Consider the following 16,931-nt stretch of genomic DNA (forward strand, 5'->3'; position numbering starts at 1 on the left):
CACAATAAGCAATCCGCTATTCAAGCGGCATCACCGTCACCCGCACCTCGGGATCATGGCTACCGCCCCCCAGAATCACCCCGCGCAACGGCGACACATCGGAAAAATCCCGGCCCCAGGCCAGGGTGATGTGCTCCAAAGCCGGCTGCACGTTGTTGGTCGGGTCGAAGTCCACCCAGCCCAATACCGGGCAAAACACCGAGATCCAGGCGTGGGACGCATCGGCACCAATCAGCCGTGGCTGGCCGGGAGGTGGCTGGGTCAGCAGGTAGCCGCTGACGTAACGCGCCGCCAGCCCACGGGAGCGCACACACGCCAGCATGAGGTGGGCAAAGTCCTGGCAAACGCCTCGCCGCCGCTCCAGCACCTCCACCAAGGGTGTCGCCACTTGGGTCGCTTCGGCATCGAAGGTGAACTCGTCGAAGATCTTTTCCATCAGTGCCCGAACGCAAGCCATCAGCGGGCGTCCCGGCGCAAAGCAGCTTTCGGAGAATTCGACGAAGCTGCGCTTGAGATGCACATAAGGCGACTCGAAACGGTAGCGACAGGCCTCCAGGACCGAGGCTGACAACGGTCGGCTGCTGTAGGTCAGCGCGCTACAGGTCGACTCCCAGGCCGGTGACAGGCTGAAATCCGGTTCGGGGCGGGCCAGCACCTCGACGCTCAAGCGTGCGTTGACCAGCAACTCGTCGTGGGGCCGTTCGAAGGCCAGGCGGGTCAGCGGATTGCCGAAGACATCCAGTTCGTCGCGCCGGATCGTCGGCTCCGGAGTGATCGTCAACTGCTGCTCGGTGCAACACTGCCAATCACAGGTACGCGGCCATAGGTGGGCCAGCTGCTGGGCCAGGGACACCGGACTGTCGTAGTGGTAATGGGTGTCGTGGAAAATCTGGTAACGAGCGTTCATCAGACGGACACCGTGCGCTGGCTGACATCATCGACATGGGCGAAATGGCGCAAGGCCAGGCGATCCGACACCTGGCCGCTGACATCGGCGATCTCCTGCAACAGGTCGGCCAAACCATCGAGCGCGGCGCGCAGGCTGGCTTCGCCGAACAGCGGATCCTCGAGGCAGCGCAGGTCGAAGCGCGACAGGCGCATCACCAGCTCCGGCAACGCGGTGTCCCGGGGGGCGCCGAAGTCATCGTTCAGGCGCTTGAGCGTTCGGGCCACCAGTTTTAGCTGGAAGAGCACCGCGTGGGGGTTCTGCTCATCCAGCAGCAAGAGGTCGAGCACCGGTATCAACTGGGCCACCGCCAGATAACGGGAGCGATACGTGATGCTGCTGTTGCCCAATTCCAGCAACCATTCCAGCCCCGCCTGATCGAACACGGCCTCGCCCCGCAGGAACGCTGACAGGCTGCTGCTGAGAAACTGCAGACGTTCCAGGCGCCGCCCGATCATCAGGAAGCGCCAGCCCTCATCGCGGGTCATGTCGTCGAGGGCGAAGCCGGACAACGCCGCCAGGGACATCACCAAGCGGTTGAGAAAATCCATCAGCTCGCCGAAGTCCGGCTCTCCGGTTTCCAGCTCCATGGCTTCGCGCTGCAATTCCACCAGCGCTTGCCAGTTCTCCCGGGACAGCTTGCCGCGTACCTGCGACGCCGCCCATTGCAAGCGTTGAAGGTTGGAGCGCAGGCTGAACGACCAATCCTCTCCCAGCAACGCCGCCAGTAACCGCTCAGGCAACTCGCCTTCTTCGGGCAGCAGCATCAGGCTCTCCCCCAGGGCTACCGCCGACTGCAGGGCTTGCGGATCATCGCCATCGACATAACGCGCCAGCATGATCCGCAACAACCGCGCACTGTCATCGCAGCGTTCGCAATAGCGACCGAACCAGAACAGGTTTTCCACCACCCGGGACGGCAGATAGGGATCGCGCCGGACCAGATCGTGTACGCCCACGGTTCGCTGGGCTTTCCATTGCTCGCCGCCGGGCACCTGCTCTCCCAGCACCCAGGTGTCCTTGCTGGCGCCGCCGCGTTGCATCGACACCACTTCGGCGTCGGCCTTGGCGGCCACGCGGGTCAGGCCACCCGACAACACCCGATACTCATCCTTTGCGGACACCGCATACACCCGCATGCCAATGGCCCGAGGCTGGATCTGGCCGTCCTCGGCTTGCCATACCGGCGCCTGGGACAACTGCGCCAGCTCCTGGGCGACATAGGCGTAGGGCCGAGCCTGCATGCGTGCGGCCAATTGCACGCGCTGCGCCTCGTTCAGGTCACGCCCCAGTACCGGCTTGAAACTTTGGGAAGGAAACGCCGGCTTGACCAACAATTGAGGCAGCTTTTCCAAGGCCTGGGCCAGGACCGGTGGTTCACCGCACCACCAGGTGGCAATGGACGGCAGCAGCAATTGCTCGCCAAACAGGAACTGGTTGATCTTCGGCAGGAACCCCAACAGGCCCGGCGACTCCAACACCCCACTGCCCAGGGCATTGGCCACCAGCACCCGGCCCTGGCGCACCGCCTCCAGCAATCCCGGCACCCCCAGGGCCGAGTCGGTGCGCAACTCCAGGGGATCGCAAAAATCATCGTCGAGCCGACGCATGATGGCATGGACCCGACGCAGCCCGCTGAGGGTCTTGAGGTACACAGTCGCGTCCCGAACCGTCAGGTCACCGCCCTCCACCAGCGGGTAACCGAGCTGGCGCGCCAGGTACAGATGTTCAAAGTAACTTTCGTTGAACCGCCCCGGCGTCAGCAGCACCACCAGCGGCGGCTCGCCATCGCTGGGCGCCTGACGCGCCAGGGTTTCCTGCAATGTACGGAAGAAACCGGACAGGTGCCGCACGTTCAGGTCGCGATACAGGTCAGGGAAGGCCCGTGAGACGATCATGCGGTTTTCCAATGCATAACCGGCTCCGGAAGGTGCCTGGGTCCGGTCCGCCGTTACCCACCAACGACCATCGGGCGTGCGTGCCAGGTCCACCGCATACAGATGCAGAAAGGTCCCGTCCGGCGGTGTGATGCCCTGGCAGGGCCAGAGAAAATTGTTGTGCCCGAACACCAGCTCCGCTGGCAATAGCCCTTCGCTGATCAGCCGCTGTGGCCCATACAGGTCGGCCAACACCGCGTTGAGCAAGCGCGCACGCTGGGCGATGCCCGCCGACAAATGCTTCCATTCTTGCGCGTCGATCACATGGGGCAGCAGGTCCAGCTCCCATGGCCGGTCGGCCCCCTTCGGGTCCGCATAGACGTTATAGGTGACGCCGTTTTCCTGGATTTGCCGCGCCAGTAATGCCTGGCGCTGGGCCAATTGGGCCGGGGTACTGCGCTGCAGCTGATCCAACAGTCGCCGCCAGTGGGGACGGACCGCACCGCTGTCGTCCAACAGTTCGTGGTAGGTGCCCGTGGTCAGCGGGTAACGGTCAAGCAGGTCAGGCATGGAAAGCTCGGCAGACGGCAATGAAAGATCAGACTAGCGCAAGCAGATGACGGCCGGATAGATGCAATCTGTTTGGATCGCGGCAAGATATGGCGAGGGGATTGATCCCCTCGTCACAGGATCGTGCGTCAGCTTTTTCTGGCCCCATGAAAACGCCGCAGATCGAGCGTGAGCGGGAACTCATCATCCACCACCACACTGGGTATCGGCAGGTTCCCCGGCGTATGTCCGAGACGGAAGAAACGCGCCATCCGCCGGCTTTCCGCTTCGTTGGCATTCACCGGCAGGCTGTCGTAATTGCGCCCGCCCGGATGGGCCACGTGGTACTGGCAGCCACCCATGGAGCGTTGCCCCCAGGTGTCGAGCAAGTCGAAGACCAGCGGCGCATGGACCGGGATGGTCGGTTGCAGGCAACTGGCCGGCTGCCAGGCGCGAAAACGCACCCCGGCCACGAACTCGCCAACCCGGCCTGTGGGTTGGAGCGGCACCGGCACGCCATTGCAGGTCAACAGATAGCGTTGCGGCGCCATGCCGCTGAGCTTGACTTGCAAGCGCTCCAGGGATGAATCCACGTAGCGTACGGTTCCGCCCCCGCCCCCCTCTTCTCCCAGCACATGCCAGGGCTCCAGGGCCTGGCGCAGTTGCAACTCGACACCGCCCACCGCGTAATCGCCCACCTTGGGGAAGCGGAACTCCAGATGCGCAGCGAACCATTCGGCTCGCAACGGGTAACCGGCGTCATTCAGCTCGGCAATGACGTCGGCAAAATCCTGCTCGATGAAATGCGGCAACAGGAAACGATCGTGCAGTTCGGTGCCCCAGCGCGCCAGCTTCGCCGGTGCGTAAGGCTCGCGCCAGAACCGTGCCACCAGCGCACGCAACAGCAGTTGCTGGGCCAGGCTCATGCGCGCATGAGGCGGCATTTCAAATGCACGTAACTCCAGGAGACCGAGGCGTCCGGTGGCGCCGTCCGGTGAGTAGAGCTTGTCGATGCAGAATTCAGCGCGGTGGGTGTTGCCGGTCACGTCGATCAGCAGATTGCGCAACAACCGGTCCACCAGCCAGGGTGGGCATTCTTCGCCGGGCCGCGGCATTTGCGCGAAGGCGATTTCCAACTCATACAACGCGTCGTTACGCGCTTCGTCCACCCTTGGCGCCTGGGACGTCGGGCCGATGAACAATCCGGAAAACAGATAGGATAACGAAGGGTGGTTATGCCAATAGCTGATCAGGCTGCGCAGCAGGTCGGGACGCCGCAGAAAGGGAGAATCACCGGGCGTCGCACCGCCCAGTACGAAATGGTTACCGCCACCGGTACCGGTGTGCCGGCCATCGATCATGAATTTTTCGGTGGTCAACCGGGTGAGTCGCGCCTGCTCGTAGAGGAACTCGGTGCGCTCCACCAGTTCATCCCAGCTCGCTGATGGCTGCACATTCACCTCGATCACACCCGGATCGGGCGTGATGCGGAAATTACCGAGGCGCGGATCGCTCGGCGGCTCGTAGCCTTCCAATAGCACCGGGCATTGCAGTTCCTCGGCCGTCGCCTCGATGGCGGCGACCAGTTCCAGATAATCCTCGACCCGCTCCAGCGGCGGCATAAACAGATACAACCGCCCTTGCCGCGCTTCGGCACACAATGCCGTGCGGGTCAGCCAGTCGGCCGACTCGTCGATGGCGGGCGCCCGGTCCTGGTGGACAGCCGCGTCGCCATGGTCGGCCAACTGCGCGGCGTCCGGCAGCCCGGGCAGATCCTGGTTCGGGTCGGTGGGATGGATAAAGGGATACTCCGCCGCTTTCACCCAAGGCTGGGACGCCAGGGGCAGGCGATAGCCCAGGGGCGAGTCTCCCGGCACCAGCCGGCAATGTTCGTCCCGCAGGTACCAGCGGCCGCTTTGCCATTGGTCACCCTTGGCGGTGCGCGCCAGCGGCAGGACCTGGCCGATGATTTTATCCAGGCCCTGACTGAATACCTTGCGCAGCCGTGCCCGCTCCAGGGCATCTTCCAAACGCGGGTCTTGCGCGGTGACGTTCAAGGGCAAGGCGCCTTCACGCCAGAGGTAATAGAAATTGTCCTCGTAGGCAGGAAATACGAAGCGCGTCGGAATGTTCAAACGCTCAGCGACGCTGGTCAGAAACCGCCCGGCCATCTCACCATCGGCACCGTAATCCTGCTGCTCATCCGCAATCAAGGCATCGTTGTGCCAGATCGGCACCCCGTCACGCCGCCAATAGCAATTAAGCGACCAGCGCGGCAGCGGCTCGCCGGGGTACCATTTGCCTTGACCAAAATGCACCAGCCCCAGGGGCGCGTAGTGCTTGCGCAACCGCTGGAACAGCTCGGCGGAGAGCCTGCGCTTGTCGGGTCCGAGCGCGGCGGTGTTCCACTCGGCGCCGTCCGGGTCATCAATGGAAACAAATGTCGGCTCACCGCCCATGGTCAACCGCACATCGCCTTCCAGCAGATCGGCGTCGATCTGGTGGCCCAACGCCTGGATCGCCAACCACTGCTCGTCGGTATAGGGCTTGGTCACCCGGGGGGCTTCCCAGATCCGTTCCACAGTCATTTCGTGGCTGAATTCGCACTCGCAGGGTTCTACCAGGCCTGTGATGGGGGCCGCCGAGGACGGATCAGGACTACAGGCCAATGGGATATGTCCTTCGCCGGCAAACAGCCCGGACGTCGCATCCAGGCCAATCCAGCCGGCGCCCGGCAGGTAGACCTCGCACCAGGCATGCAGATCCGTGAAGTCCACCTCCGTGCCGGAAGGGCCATCGAGGCTTTTGACATCGGCGGTCAACTGGATCAGGTAGCCGGAAACGAAACGCGCGGCCAGTCCAAGGTGGCGCAGGAGCTGCACCAACAGCCAGGCCGAATCGCGGCAGGAGCCGGATCCTTGCTCAAGGGTGTGCTCCGGCGTCTGCACGCCCGGCTCCATGCGAATCAGGTAGTCGATGTCTTTGCTCAGCCGCTGGTTGAGCCCCACCAGGAAATCCACCGCCGGCAACGGCGCCCGCTCGATGCTGTCCAGGTAAGCCTTGAAACGAGGCGTCAACGGCAGCTTCTCCAGGTAAGGCATCAGCTCGTGCTTTTCATCAGTTGCATAGGTAAACGGAATCTGCTCGGCGTAGGGCTCGAGAAAGAAATCGAATGGATTGAACACCGCCATTTCCGCCAGCAGATCGACTTCGATCCGCAGCTCCCGGGTTTTCTCGGGAAACACCAGTCGCGCCAGATAATTACCCTGGGGATCCTGTTGCCAGTTGATGAAGTGCTTATCGGGCGAAACCTTCAAGGCATAAGACAGAATGCGTGTACGACTATGGGGCGCCGGGCGCAGGCGAACGATCTGCGGGCCCAATTCGACGGCGCGGTCGTAGCGGTAATGCGTGACGTGGTGCAAAGCGACATGGATCGACACGGCGTGCCTCCTGCGGGCCTGGAACGTTATCGAAAGCGGGGCAAGACTTATGCCATGCAGGCAAGCCGGACACGTTTTTCGTCTGCACAGGACAGTAGAGCACTAAAAACCCATGACGCCCGCATTCCTGCCACAGGAACCGGGCAATGGCTTTAGCGCCGCACCAGAAAGCAAAACGCCAGCTCTCAGGCTGGCGTTTTGCTTTGTCGCTCAAGGATCAGCGCGGCACGACAGGCTTGCGCGCCGGCTTGGGTCCCTTACCCTTCGCGGCGTCCTTGCGCTCCTTGGCCGCCTTCTGGTTGCGAGCGAAGGCTGCGGCCTTGGCTTGCTCACGCTTGTCCCACGGATTGCCGCCGTCACTGGCGCGTGGTGGCTGACCGGTGTGCTGGGTCAGGATCCGGGTGGTTTCCTTGCCCACTTTGTGGCTACCCGCCGGCGTCGAGTTCTTGCGTCGGGCGCTCTGGTAGCTGTCGGTGGCCGGCTGGTGCAGCGGAATCAGCTGATGCTTGCCCGGCCCGATCAGATCGGCGCGGCCCATGCGGGTCAGTGCCTCACGCAGCATCGGCCAGCCCTTGGGGTCGTGATAGCGCAGGAAAGCCTTGTGCAGACGGCGCTGCTCCTCGCTCTTCACGATGGTGACGCCGTCGCTCTTGTAAGTGACCTTGCGCAGCGGGTTCTTGCCCGAATGGTACATCGCGGTGGCGCTGGCCATCGGCGACGGGTAGAACGCCTGCACCTGGTCGGCACGGAAGCCATTGCCCTTGAGCCACAACGCCAGATTCATCATGTCTTCGTCGGTCGTGCCCGGGTGGGCGGCGATGAAGTACGGAATCAGGTACTGCTCTTTCCCGGCTTCCTTGCTGAACTTCTCGAACATCCGCTTGAACCGGTCATAAGTGCCGATACCCGGTTTCATCATCTGGTTGAGCGGACCTTCCTCGGTGTGTTCCGGGGCGATCTTCAAGTAGCCACCGACGTGGTGGGTCACCAGTTCCTTGACGTATTCCGGCGACTCGACCGCCAGGTCGTAGCGCAGGCCGGACGCGATCAGGATCTTCTTCACCCCCGGCAATGCCCGGGCGCTGCGATACAGCTGGATCAGCGAAGAATGGTCGGTGTTGAGGTTCGGGCAAATGCCCGGGAACACGCAGGACGGCTTGCGGCACGCGGATTCGATTTCCGGACTCTTGCAGGCGATGCGGTACATGTTCGCGGTCGGGCCGCCGAGGTCGGAAATGACGCCGGTGAAACCCGGCACCTTGTCACGGATTTCTTCGATCTCGCGGATGATCGACTCTTCGGAGCGGTTCTGGATGATCCGGCCTTCGTGTTCGGTGATCGAGCAGAACGTGCAGCCGCCAAAACAGCCGCGCATGATGTTCACCGAGAAACGGATCATCTCGTAGGCCGGAATTTTCTCCTTGCCATACGCCGGATGCGGAACACGTGCGTAAGGCATGCCGAACACGTAGTCCATTTCCTCAGTGGTCATGGGAATGGGCGGCGGGTTGAACCAGACATCGACCTCGCCATGCTTCTGCACCAACGCCCGGGCATTTCCGGGGTTGGTTTCCAGATGCAGCACCCGGTTGGCGTGGGCGTAAAGCACCGGGTCGTTGCGCACCTTTTCCACCGACGGCAGGCGGATTACGGTCTTGTCGCGGGTCATCTTCGGGCTCGCCAGGATCTGCACGACCTTGGCTTCGTTCGGGTCTTCAACCGGCCCCTTTTCCTGCTCGATGGCGCAGGCGGCGGTGTCCTGGGTATTCACGTACGGATTGATGATCTTGTCGATCTTGCCCGGACGGTCGATACGGGTGGAATCGATTTCGTACCAGTCCTGGGGCGTGTCACGGCGGATGAAGGCCGTGCCGCGTACGTCAGTGATTTCTTCGATCTTCTGACCATAAGACAGGCGCTGCGCCACTTCGACAATGGCCCGTTCGGCGTTGCCATAAAGCAGGATATCGGCGCTGGCGTCGATCAGGATCGAGTTGCGCACCCGGTCCTGCCAGTAATCGTAATGGGCGATGCGACGCAGGGACGCCTCGATGCCACCGAGCACGATCGGCACATGCTTGTAGGCTTCCTTGCAACGCTGGCTGTAGACCAGACTCGCACGGTCCGGCCGCTTGCCCGCCAGGCCACCGGGGGTGTAGGCGTCATCGGAACGGATTTTCTTGTCGGCGGTGTAACGGTTGATCATCGAGTCCATGTTGCCGGCCGCGACACCGAAAAACAGGTTGGGCTCGCCAAGCTTCATGAAGTCATCTTTGGACTGCCAGTTCGGCTGGGCAATGATCCCCACGCGAAAGCCTTGGGCTTCCAGCAAACGGCCAATGATCGCCATGCCGAACGAAGGATGGTCGACATAGGCGTCACCGGTCACGATGATGATGTCGCACGAATCCCAGCCAAGCTGATCCATCTCCTCCCTGCTCATGGGCAGGAACGGCGCCGGGCCGAAACATTCGGCCCAATACTTGGGATAGTCAAATAACGGCTTGGCTGCTTGCATGTCGATGACCGGTATAAAGGATGAAAAATCGCGGGCGCGGAATATAGCACAAAAAATGATCAAGTCCGACGGTTATGGTCGGAAATTGGCGGCGCCTTCATCGTCGGATCGCCGCCCGGAGCAGGCTCTCTCCCACATTGGAATGCATCTCCTGTGGGAGCGAGCCCTGCTCGCGATGAGGCCAGGTCAGGCAACGACGAACTTACTCATCGTCATCAAAGTTATAGCTACCCGGCGCCAGGTTCTCGAAGCGCGTGTACTTACCGATGAACGCCAGGCGGACAAAGCCGATCGGGCCGTTCCGCTGCTTGCCGATGATGATTTCGGCGATGCCCTTGTGCTCCGTCTCGGGGTGATACACCTCGTCGCGGTACACGAACATGATGACGTCGGCGTCCTGCTCGATCGCTCCGGATTCCCGCAAGTCGGAGTTCACCGGGCGCTTGTTCGGACGCTGCTCCAGGGAGCGGTTCAACTGGGAAAGTGCCACCACCGGGCAGTTGAATTCCTTGGCCAGGGCCTTGAGGGAACGGGAGATCTCGGAAATCTCGTTGGTCCGGTTATCGCCACTGGAACCCGGAATCTGCATCAGTTGCAGGTAGTCGATCATGATCAGGCCGATTTCGCCGTGCTCACGTGCCACACGACGGGTTCGGGCGCGCATTTCCGACGGACTGATACCGGCGGTGTCGTCGATGAACAGCTTGCGGTCATTGAGCAGGTTGACCGCCGAGGTCAGGCGCGGCCAGTCGTCGTCTTCCAGTTGGCCGGAACGGACCTTGGTCTGGTCAATGCGCCCCAGGGACGAGAGCATACGCATGATCAAGGATTCACCTGGCATCTCCAGGGAATAGACCAGGACGACCTTATCGCTGCGCAACACGGCGTTTTCCACCAGGTTCATCGCAAAAGTGGTCTTACCCATCGAAGGACGGCCGGCAACGATAATCAGGTCGGCCGGTTGCAGGCCGCTGGTTTTCTCGTCGAGATCGGTATAGCCGGTGGACAAGCCGGTAATCGCATCGGAGGTATTGAACAAAGTGTCGATGCGGTCGATGGCCTTGGTCAGCAGGTCGTTGACGCCGACCGGGCCACCGGTCTTTGGCCGCGCCTCGGCGATCTGGAAGATCTGCCGTTCGGCTTCGTCGAGGATCTCTTCGGCGGTCCGCCCTTCGGGGTTGAACGCGCTGTCGGCAATTTCATTACTGATGCCGATCAACTGACGCAAGGTCGCCCGCTGGCGGACAATCTGCGCATAGGCCTTGATGTTGGCGACGGACGGCGTGTTTTTCGCCAGCTCGCCCAGGTAACCGAGGCCACCGACCTGGGACGTCTGGCCTTCCTTGTCCAGTTGCTCGGCCAAGGTAACCACGTCGATCGGCAGGTTCTGGTCGGCCAACCGGGCGATGGCGCGGAAAATCAGGCGGTGGTCATGGCGGTAGAAATCGCCGTCGGAGACTTGATCGAGCACGCGTTCCCAGGCGTTGTTGTCCAGCATCAGGCCACCGAGCACGGCCTGTTCGGCCTCGATGGAATGCGGCGGCACCTTCAGGGCAGCGGTTTGCAGATCGTATTGCTCTGGGGCGGTAATTTCGTTCATGGCCACTGGGATTCTGGTGATAAAAGCAGGGATTGCAGAAAGACAAAGGGCACGACCTGTAAACAGGATCGTGCCCGATGTTACCGGCTCGCACCCGAGGGTGCCAGCCGACAGGTGCTGCTTAGGCTGCTACCACGACAACGCGTACGGTGGCTTCAACTTCGGCGTGCAGGTGCACGGCTACGTCGAATTCACCTACGTTGCGGATGGTGCCGTTCGGCAGACGAACTTCGCTCTTGGCAACTTCAACGCCAGAGGCGGTCAGTGCGTCAGCGATGTCGTGAGTACCGATCGAACCGAACAGCTTGCCTTCGTCGCCAGCGGTGGCAGTGATGGTCACTTCCAGCTCGGCCAGTTGGGCAGCACGGCTTTCAGCCGATGCCTTACGGTCTGCGGCGGCTTTTTCCAGCTCGGCGCGACGCTCTTCGAACGCAGCCAGGTTGGCAGCGGTCGCAGCGGTGGCCTTGCCGAAAGGCAGCAGGTAGTTACGGCCGTAACCGGCCTTAACGTTTACTTTGTCGCCCAGGTTGCCCAGGTTGGCGATTTTTTCCAGAAGGATCAGTTGCATGTGAAAATCCTCTAACTTTTAACCTTCACCGTTCGCGTTGTCGGCGTCTTTCGGCGCCATACGACCGCGAAAATCAATCAGGCTGTCGACGATGGCCAGGACCACCAGCAACGGATAGATCAGCTGCATGAACAGCAACAACGTGACGTACAACCCCACCAGCCAGAACCTGGCCAGTCGCTTCTGCGCCACCAGCCCGTGAATCAGGGCCAGCGCGGCGAAGACCAGCGGTACGCTGCACAACGGCGTGAGCATGGCCATCTGTGGACCGAAGTTCGGCCCCAGAAGCATGCCCGCCAGCAGCAACATCGCCAGCCCAAGCGGGAAACGGATGGCGCGAAATTCGCGACCAAAACCACCCGGGTTGTACAACAACGCCTGCCAGTAGCGCCCGATAATCAGGCTCAGCACACTGACGATTTGCAACAAGGCCGCAATCAGGCCGGTCAGGACCGGGGCAACCAGGGACGCAAAGCGCGCTTGCTCCTCTACCGTCATCTGTCGGTAGAGCTCACCGAGGGCTTCGGGCAGGATTTTTATCAAAGCCTGCGACAGCATCTCGATCTGGGGCGCGAAAGCCGCCCCGAGCACCACTGAAAACACCACTCCCAGCGCTATGCTGACCAGCAGCACGCGGTTCCAGGATTCGCTTGCGCGCAACACCAACGCCAGCGCCGAAGACCCCAGCAGCACCATCAGTGCCCGCGGGTCAGCGGAAGTCAGCCACCAGAGCAAGGCCGGCAGCAATCCCAGAGCAAGAACGCCAAGGGCGTCCCTCGGTCCGCGCCGCAGGAGTACCAGACTCCCGGCGGCAGCACCCAACCAATACAACAACGGCAATGCCGCACATCCAGCCACTACCAGAGTGGCCTGCATACGGCCGCGCATGATGAACTCAGCTATGGCGCGCATGCATTCAATCCTTTGCTACGTGTCGACTGCCCGGTCTCAGCGGCCGTGGCTGTCGGTGTAGGCCAGCAGGGCCAGGAAGCGGGCGCGCTTGATAGCGGTGGCCAGCTGACGCTGATAACGAGCTTTGGTACCGGTGATGCGGCTTGGAACGATTTTGCCGGTCTCGGATACGTAGGCTTTCAGGGTGTTGAGATCTTTGTAGTCGATCTCTTTCACGTCTTCAGCGGTGAAGCGGCAGAATTTACGACGACGGAAGAAACGTGCCATGTGATTGGCTCCTTAGAAGGTCCGTGGATTACTCGTCAGCGTTGTCGCTGTTGTCGCTGTCGCTATCGCTGTCATCGCCTTCGGCGCTATCAGCATGCTCAGGACGGTCGCGACGCTCACGGCGCTCACTGCGGTTTTCTTCAGCCTTGAGCATCTCGGATTGGCCGGTGATGGCTTCTTCGCGACGGATGACCAGGTTACGGATCACTGCATCGTTGTAGCGGAAGTTGTCTTCCAGCTCGGCCAGGGCCTTGCCGGTGCACTCAACGTTCAGCATCACGTAGTGAGCCTTGTGAACATTGTTGATTGCGTAGGCCAGTTGACGACGGCCCCAGTCTTCCAGACGGTGGATCTTGCCGCCGTCTTCTTCGATCAGCTTGGTGTAACGCTCAACCATGCCGCCGACTTGCTCGCTTTGATCCGGGTGGACCAAAAAGATGATTTCGTAATGACGCATGAATGCTCCTTACGGGTTGTAGCCTGCCGCTCAAAAACGGTCAGACAAGGAGTGAATGACACTTATGGACTTGTGGACGCTAGACACATAAGTGCCTGCCATCACAGCAAGGGGCGCAATTGTAGAGAAGGGGCGAGGGAGGCGCAAGGTAATTGGTGATTATTTGAACAGCCACAATCTTTGCCCCAACACAAACCACTGTGGGAGCGGGCTTGCTCGCGAAAGCGGTCGGACATTCAACATCGATGTCGACTGATCCACCGCTTTCGCGAGCAAGCCCGCTCCCACTGTTTGAGTTGCTTCAGGCCTTAGGATTTCTTGGCAGCCGCCTTGGCCCCACGCTGGCGCATCGCCTCGAACAGACACACACCCGTCGCGACCGAAACGTTGAGGCTGCTGACGCTACCGGCCATCGGCAGCTTGACCAGGTAGTCGCAATGTTCACGGGTCAGGCGGCGCATGCCCTTGCCTTCGGCGCCCATGATCAGGATCGTCGGGCCGGTGAGGTCCTGGTCATATAGGCTGACCTCGGCCTCCCCCGCCGTGCCTACCACCCACAGGCCGCGCTGTTGGAGTTTTTCCAGGGTGCGTGCGAGGTTGGTCACGGCCACCAGCGGGATGACCTCCGCTGCCCCGCAGGCGACCTTGCGCACCACCGGCGTCAATGTCGCCGACTTGTCCTTGGGCACGATCACCGCCAGCGCCCCGGCGGCATCCGCCGAACGCAGGCAGGCACCCAGGTTGTGAGGATCGGTCACGCCATCCAGGACCAGCAGCAGAGGGGCGCCCTCGGTACGGTCGAGCAGCTCGTCGAGCATCGCCTCTCCCCAGACCTGGCTCGGACTGACTTCCGCCACCACGCCTTGGTGCACGCCTTCGACCCAGGCATCCATCTCGCGTCGTTCGGCCTGGCCGATCGCCACGCGATTTTCATTGGCCAGCTCAACCAGGGTCTGGACCCGTGGCTCGCTACGGCCTTCGGCCAGCCAGATCTGCTTGACCCGCTTGGGATGATGACGCAGCAACGCTTCCACGGCATGCACGCCGTAGATTTTTTCCAACTGACTCATGATTTGGCCTTGGGTTTACGTGCCCCGCCACTTTTGGCTGGGGCCGAGCCCGCTTTCGACGGGCCCTTACGGTGTTTGCTCGGCTTGCTGGCAGCCTTGTCCGCAGTGGACCGTCCAGATTTCGCTCCAGACGACGCCTTGCCACCGGTCTTGGCTTCAGCCAGCAACGCCTTCTTCATCTCACGGCTTTTGCGAACCTCGGCGTTTTTCGCCGCCGCATCGCTCGGGCGATACGCTTCGACAGCTTTTTCCTTCGCGCCACGCCGAGCAGGCTTGGACGACGCAGGTTCAGCCGTGGCCTTGCCCGCAGGCGCAGCGGTTTCGGCACCGCGCTTCTTGCGACCGATCGGCGCGTTGAGGGTGTTTTCCGCCATCTCGAAATCGATCTTGCGCTCGTCGAGATCGACGCGCATCACCCGCACCTCGACGGTATCGCCCAGACGGAAGCTGCGACCGGTACGTTCCCCCGCCAGACGGTGATGCACAGGGTCGAAGTGGTAGTAATCGGCCGGCAGCGCGGTGACATGCACCAGACCTTCGACATAGATATCGGTCAGCTCAACGAACAGACCGAAACCGGTCACGGCGGTAATCACGCCCGGGAACGACTCACCCACGCGATCCTTCATGTACTCGCACTTGAGCCAGTTCACCACGTCGCGAGTGGCTTCGTCGGCGCGTCGCTCGCTCATCGAGCACTGTTCGCCGAGCTGCTCCAGGGCCGCCTCGTCGTACGGATAGATACGTGCTTTCGGAATCGTCATCGCACCGGCACGCTTGACGTGCGGGGTATTCATCTTCGAATGGATCACGCTGCGGATCGCCCGGTGCGTAAGCAGGTCGGGATAACGGCGGATCGGCGAAGTGAAGTGGGTGTAGGCCTCGTAATTCAGACCGAAGTGGCCCTGGTTGTCGGCGGTGTATACCGCCTGGCTCAGCGAGCGCAGCATCACGGTCTGGATCAGATGGAAATCCGGACGATCCTTGATGCTGGCCAGTAACGCCTGGTAGTCCTTGGGCGTCGGACCTTCCTTGCCTTTGTGCAAGGACAGGCCGAGTTCACCGAGGAAAGCCCGCAGCTTTTCCAGGCGCTCCGGCGGCGGGCCGTCGTGGACCCGATACAACGCAGGGATCTCATGCTTTTGCAAAAATTGTGCGGTAGCCACGTTGGCCGCCAGCATGCATTCCTCGATCAACTTGTGCGCGTCGTTGCGTACCGTCGGACGGATCTCGGCGATCTTGCGCTCGGAGCCGAAGATGATCCGGGTTTCCTGAGTTTCGAAATCGATCGCACCGCGTACATGCCGAGCCGCCAGCAACACCTTGTACAGCGCATAAAGCTGCTTGAGGTGCGGCAGTATGTCGGTGTATTCGCCACGCAACTTGCGCGCCTCGGCCAGCTTCGGCGTCTCCAGCATTGCACTGACCTTGTTGTAGGTCAGGCGGGCATGGGAATGGATGACTGCTTCGTAGAAGCAGTAGTCGGTCATTTCGCCGGTCTTGGAGATGGTCATCTCGCAGACCATGGCCAGGCGATCGACGTGGGGGTTGAGCGAGCACAGCCCGTTGGACAGTTGCTCAGGCAGCATCGGTACGACGCGCTCGGGGAAGTACACCGAGTTGCCACGCACCTGGGCCTCGGCGTCCAGCGCCGAACCGAGCTTCACGTAGCTGGATACATCGGCGATAGCAACGTACAGCTTCCAGCCACCGGAGAACAGGCGCAGTTTGCCCGGCCGGGCTTCGCAGTAGACCGCATCATCGAAGTCCCGCGCATCCTCGCCGTCGATGGTGACGAACGGCAGGTGGCGCAGGTCGATGCGTTTCTCTTTGTCTTTCTCTTCGACTTCCGGCTTGAGCTTGCCGGCCTCCTTCAGGACCGCTTCCGGCCAGACGTGAGGGATGTCATAGGTACGCAGGGCAACGTCGATTTCCATGCCCGGCGCCATGTAGTTACCGACCACCTCGATCACATCGCCCTGCGGCTGGAAGCGCGGGGTTGGCCAGTGGGTGATCTTCACTTCGACGAACTGACCGATCTTGGCATTGGCGTTGCGGCCCGGAGTGACCAGCACTTCCTGCTGAATCTTGGGATTGTCCGCGACGACGAAGCCGATGCCGCCTTCTTCGAAGTAACGACCAACGATGCTCTCATGGGCGCGGGACACCACCTCGACGATCACACCTTCACGGCGACCGCGGCGGTCCAGGCCGGACACACGGGCCAGCGCGCGATCACCGTCGAACACCAGGCGCATCTGCGCCGGGCTCATGAACAGGTCGTCGCTGCCATCGTCCGGGATCAGGAAGCCGAAACCGTCGCGGTGACCGGCGATGCGACCCAGGATCAGGTCAAGCTTGTCCACCGGTGCGTAAGTGCCGCGGCGGGTGTAGATCAGTTGAGCGTCGCGCTCCATGGCGCGCAGACGGCGGCGCAGGGCTTCGAGCTGGTCTTCGGTGGTCAGACCGAATTCTTCGACCAACTGCTCGCGGCTGGCGGGCGAACCCCGATCGGCGAGGTGCGCCAGGATCAGTTCGCGGCTAGGAATAGGGTTTTCATATTTTTCCGCTTCACGAGCGGCCTCGGGATCGAGGGACTGCCAATCGGCCATTAGAGAGTTTTCACCTTGTCTATATGCGGGTTAGTTTGGCATAGGCTTAATGAAACGGGAAATTTCAGGCATTCGGAGGACCTTTCAAAATTTTTTTGACCCGCCTTTGGTA

General features: G+C 61.6%; 11 protein-coding genes. All 11 read right to left on the reverse strand.

Annotation, left to right across the window (positions count from 1 at the left end):
* Positions 1 to 16: 16 nt before the first annotated feature.
* The 11 genes from EGM97_RS14290 to rnr all read right to left on the reverse strand — a co-directional run bounded on the left by EGM97_RS14290 (position 17) and on the right by rnr (position 16,819).
* Positions 17 to 907 (reverse strand): transglutaminase family protein, encoded by an 891-nt coding sequence (locus tag EGM97_RS14290; RefSeq protein ID WP_238965329.1) that lies wholly within the window; start codon positions 905 to 907, stop codon positions 17 to 19.
* Entirely contained in the window at positions 907 to 3,393 is a 2,487-nt protein-coding gene (locus EGM97_RS14295) for a circularly permuted type 2 ATP-grasp protein (RefSeq protein WP_238965328.1), read from the reverse strand. Before EGM97_RS14295 ends, EGM97_RS14290 begins: the two co-directional genes overlap by 1 nt.
* 128 nt (positions 3,394 to 3,521) lie before the next feature.
* Positions 3,522 to 6,815: a transglutaminase family protein gene (locus tag EGM97_RS14300; protein ID WP_238965327.1), complete on the reverse strand. Its 3,294-nt coding sequence runs from the start codon at positions 6,813 to 6,815 to the stop codon at positions 3,522 to 3,524.
* 217 nt (positions 6,816 to 7,032) lie between these two features.
* Positions 7,033 to 9,333, reverse strand: a complete 2,301-nt coding sequence (locus EGM97_RS14305) for a YgiQ family radical SAM protein (RefSeq protein WP_238965326.1) — start codon at positions 9,331 to 9,333, stop codon at positions 7,033 to 7,035.
* A gap of 202 nt (positions 9,334 to 9,535) precedes the next feature.
* Entirely contained in the window at positions 9,536 to 10,933 is a 1,398-nt protein-coding gene (dnaB, locus tag EGM97_RS14310) for a replicative DNA helicase (protein ID WP_238965325.1), read from the reverse strand.
* Between the two features lie 121 nt (positions 10,934 to 11,054).
* Positions 11,055 to 11,501, reverse strand: a complete 447-nt coding sequence (gene rplI / locus EGM97_RS14315; protein WP_003186385.1) for a 50S ribosomal protein L9 — start codon at positions 11,499 to 11,501, stop codon at positions 11,055 to 11,057.
* Positions 11,502 to 11,519: 18 nt separating this feature from the next.
* Positions 11,520 to 12,413 carry a YybS family protein gene (locus EGM97_RS14320; protein ID WP_053155626.1) on the reverse strand — a complete coding sequence of 298 codons (894 nt, stop codon included), beginning with the start codon at positions 12,411 to 12,413 and terminating at the stop codon, positions 11,520 to 11,522.
* A 36-nt stretch (positions 12,414 to 12,449) separates the two neighbouring features.
* On the reverse strand, positions 12,450 to 12,680 hold the full coding sequence (gene rpsR / locus EGM97_RS14325) for a 30S ribosomal protein S18 (protein ID WP_002551829.1): 231 nt from the start codon (positions 12,678 to 12,680) through the stop codon (positions 12,450 to 12,452).
* A gap of 28 nt (positions 12,681 to 12,708) precedes the next feature.
* Positions 12,709 to 13,137, reverse strand: a complete 429-nt coding sequence (gene rpsF, locus EGM97_RS14330; RefSeq protein WP_053155628.1) for a 30S ribosomal protein S6 — start codon at positions 13,135 to 13,137, stop codon at positions 12,709 to 12,711.
* Positions 13,138 to 13,445: 308 nt separating this feature from the next.
* On the reverse strand, positions 13,446 to 14,207 hold the full coding sequence (gene rlmB, locus EGM97_RS14335; RefSeq protein ID WP_238965324.1) for a 23S rRNA (guanosine(2251)-2'-O)-methyltransferase RlmB: 762 nt from the start codon (positions 14,205 to 14,207) through the stop codon (positions 13,446 to 13,448).
* Complete coding sequence (gene rnr / locus EGM97_RS14340) at positions 14,204 to 16,819, reverse strand: ribonuclease R (protein WP_238965323.1); 2,616 nt, start codon at positions 16,817 to 16,819, stop codon at positions 14,204 to 14,206. Before rnr ends, rlmB begins: the two co-directional genes overlap by 4 nt.
* Between the last annotated feature and the right edge of the window lie 112 nt (positions 16,820 to 16,931).

This window comes from Pseudomonas sp. AF32 (assembly GCF_022342325.2).
Taxonomy (GTDB): domain Bacteria; phylum Pseudomonadota; class Gammaproteobacteria; order Pseudomonadales; family Pseudomonadaceae; genus Aquipseudomonas; species Aquipseudomonas uvaldensis.

Excerpts from the sequence above, each read along its gene's own strand:
- EGM97_RS14290 (WP_238965329.1), bottom strand. The coding sequence starts at position 907 with ATGAACGCTCGTTACCAGATTTTCCACGACACCCATTACCACTACGAC.
- EGM97_RS14295 (WP_238965328.1), bottom strand. The coding sequence starts at position 3,393 with ATGCCTGACCTGCTTGACCGTTACCCGCTGACCACGGGCACCTACCAC.
- EGM97_RS14305 (WP_238965326.1), bottom strand. The coding sequence starts at position 9,333 with ATGCAAGCAGCCAAGCCGTTATTTGACTATCCCAAGTATTGGGCCGAA.
- dnaB (WP_238965325.1), bottom strand. The coding sequence starts at position 10,933 with ATGAACGAAATTACCGCCCCAGAGCAATACGATCTGCAAACCGCTGCC.
- rplI (WP_003186385.1), bottom strand. The coding sequence starts at position 11,501 with ATGCAACTGATCCTTCTGGAAAAAATCGCCAACCTGGGCAACCTGGGC.
- EGM97_RS14320 (WP_053155626.1), bottom strand. The coding sequence starts at position 12,413 with ATGCGCGCCATAGCTGAGTTCATCATGCGCGGCCGTATGCAGGCCACT.
- rpsR (WP_002551829.1), bottom strand. The coding sequence starts at position 12,680 with ATGGCACGTTTCTTCCGTCGTCGTAAATTCTGCCGCTTCACCGCTGAA.
- rpsF (WP_053155628.1), bottom strand. The coding sequence starts at position 13,137 with ATGCGTCATTACGAAATCATCTTTTTGGTCCACCCGGATCAAAGCGAG.
- rlmB (WP_238965324.1), bottom strand. The coding sequence starts at position 14,207 with ATGAGTCAGTTGGAAAAAATCTACGGCGTGCATGCCGTGGAAGCGTTG.
- rnr (WP_238965323.1), bottom strand. The coding sequence starts at position 16,819 with ATGGCCGATTGGCAGTCCCTCGATCCCGAGGCCGCTCGTGAAGCGGAA.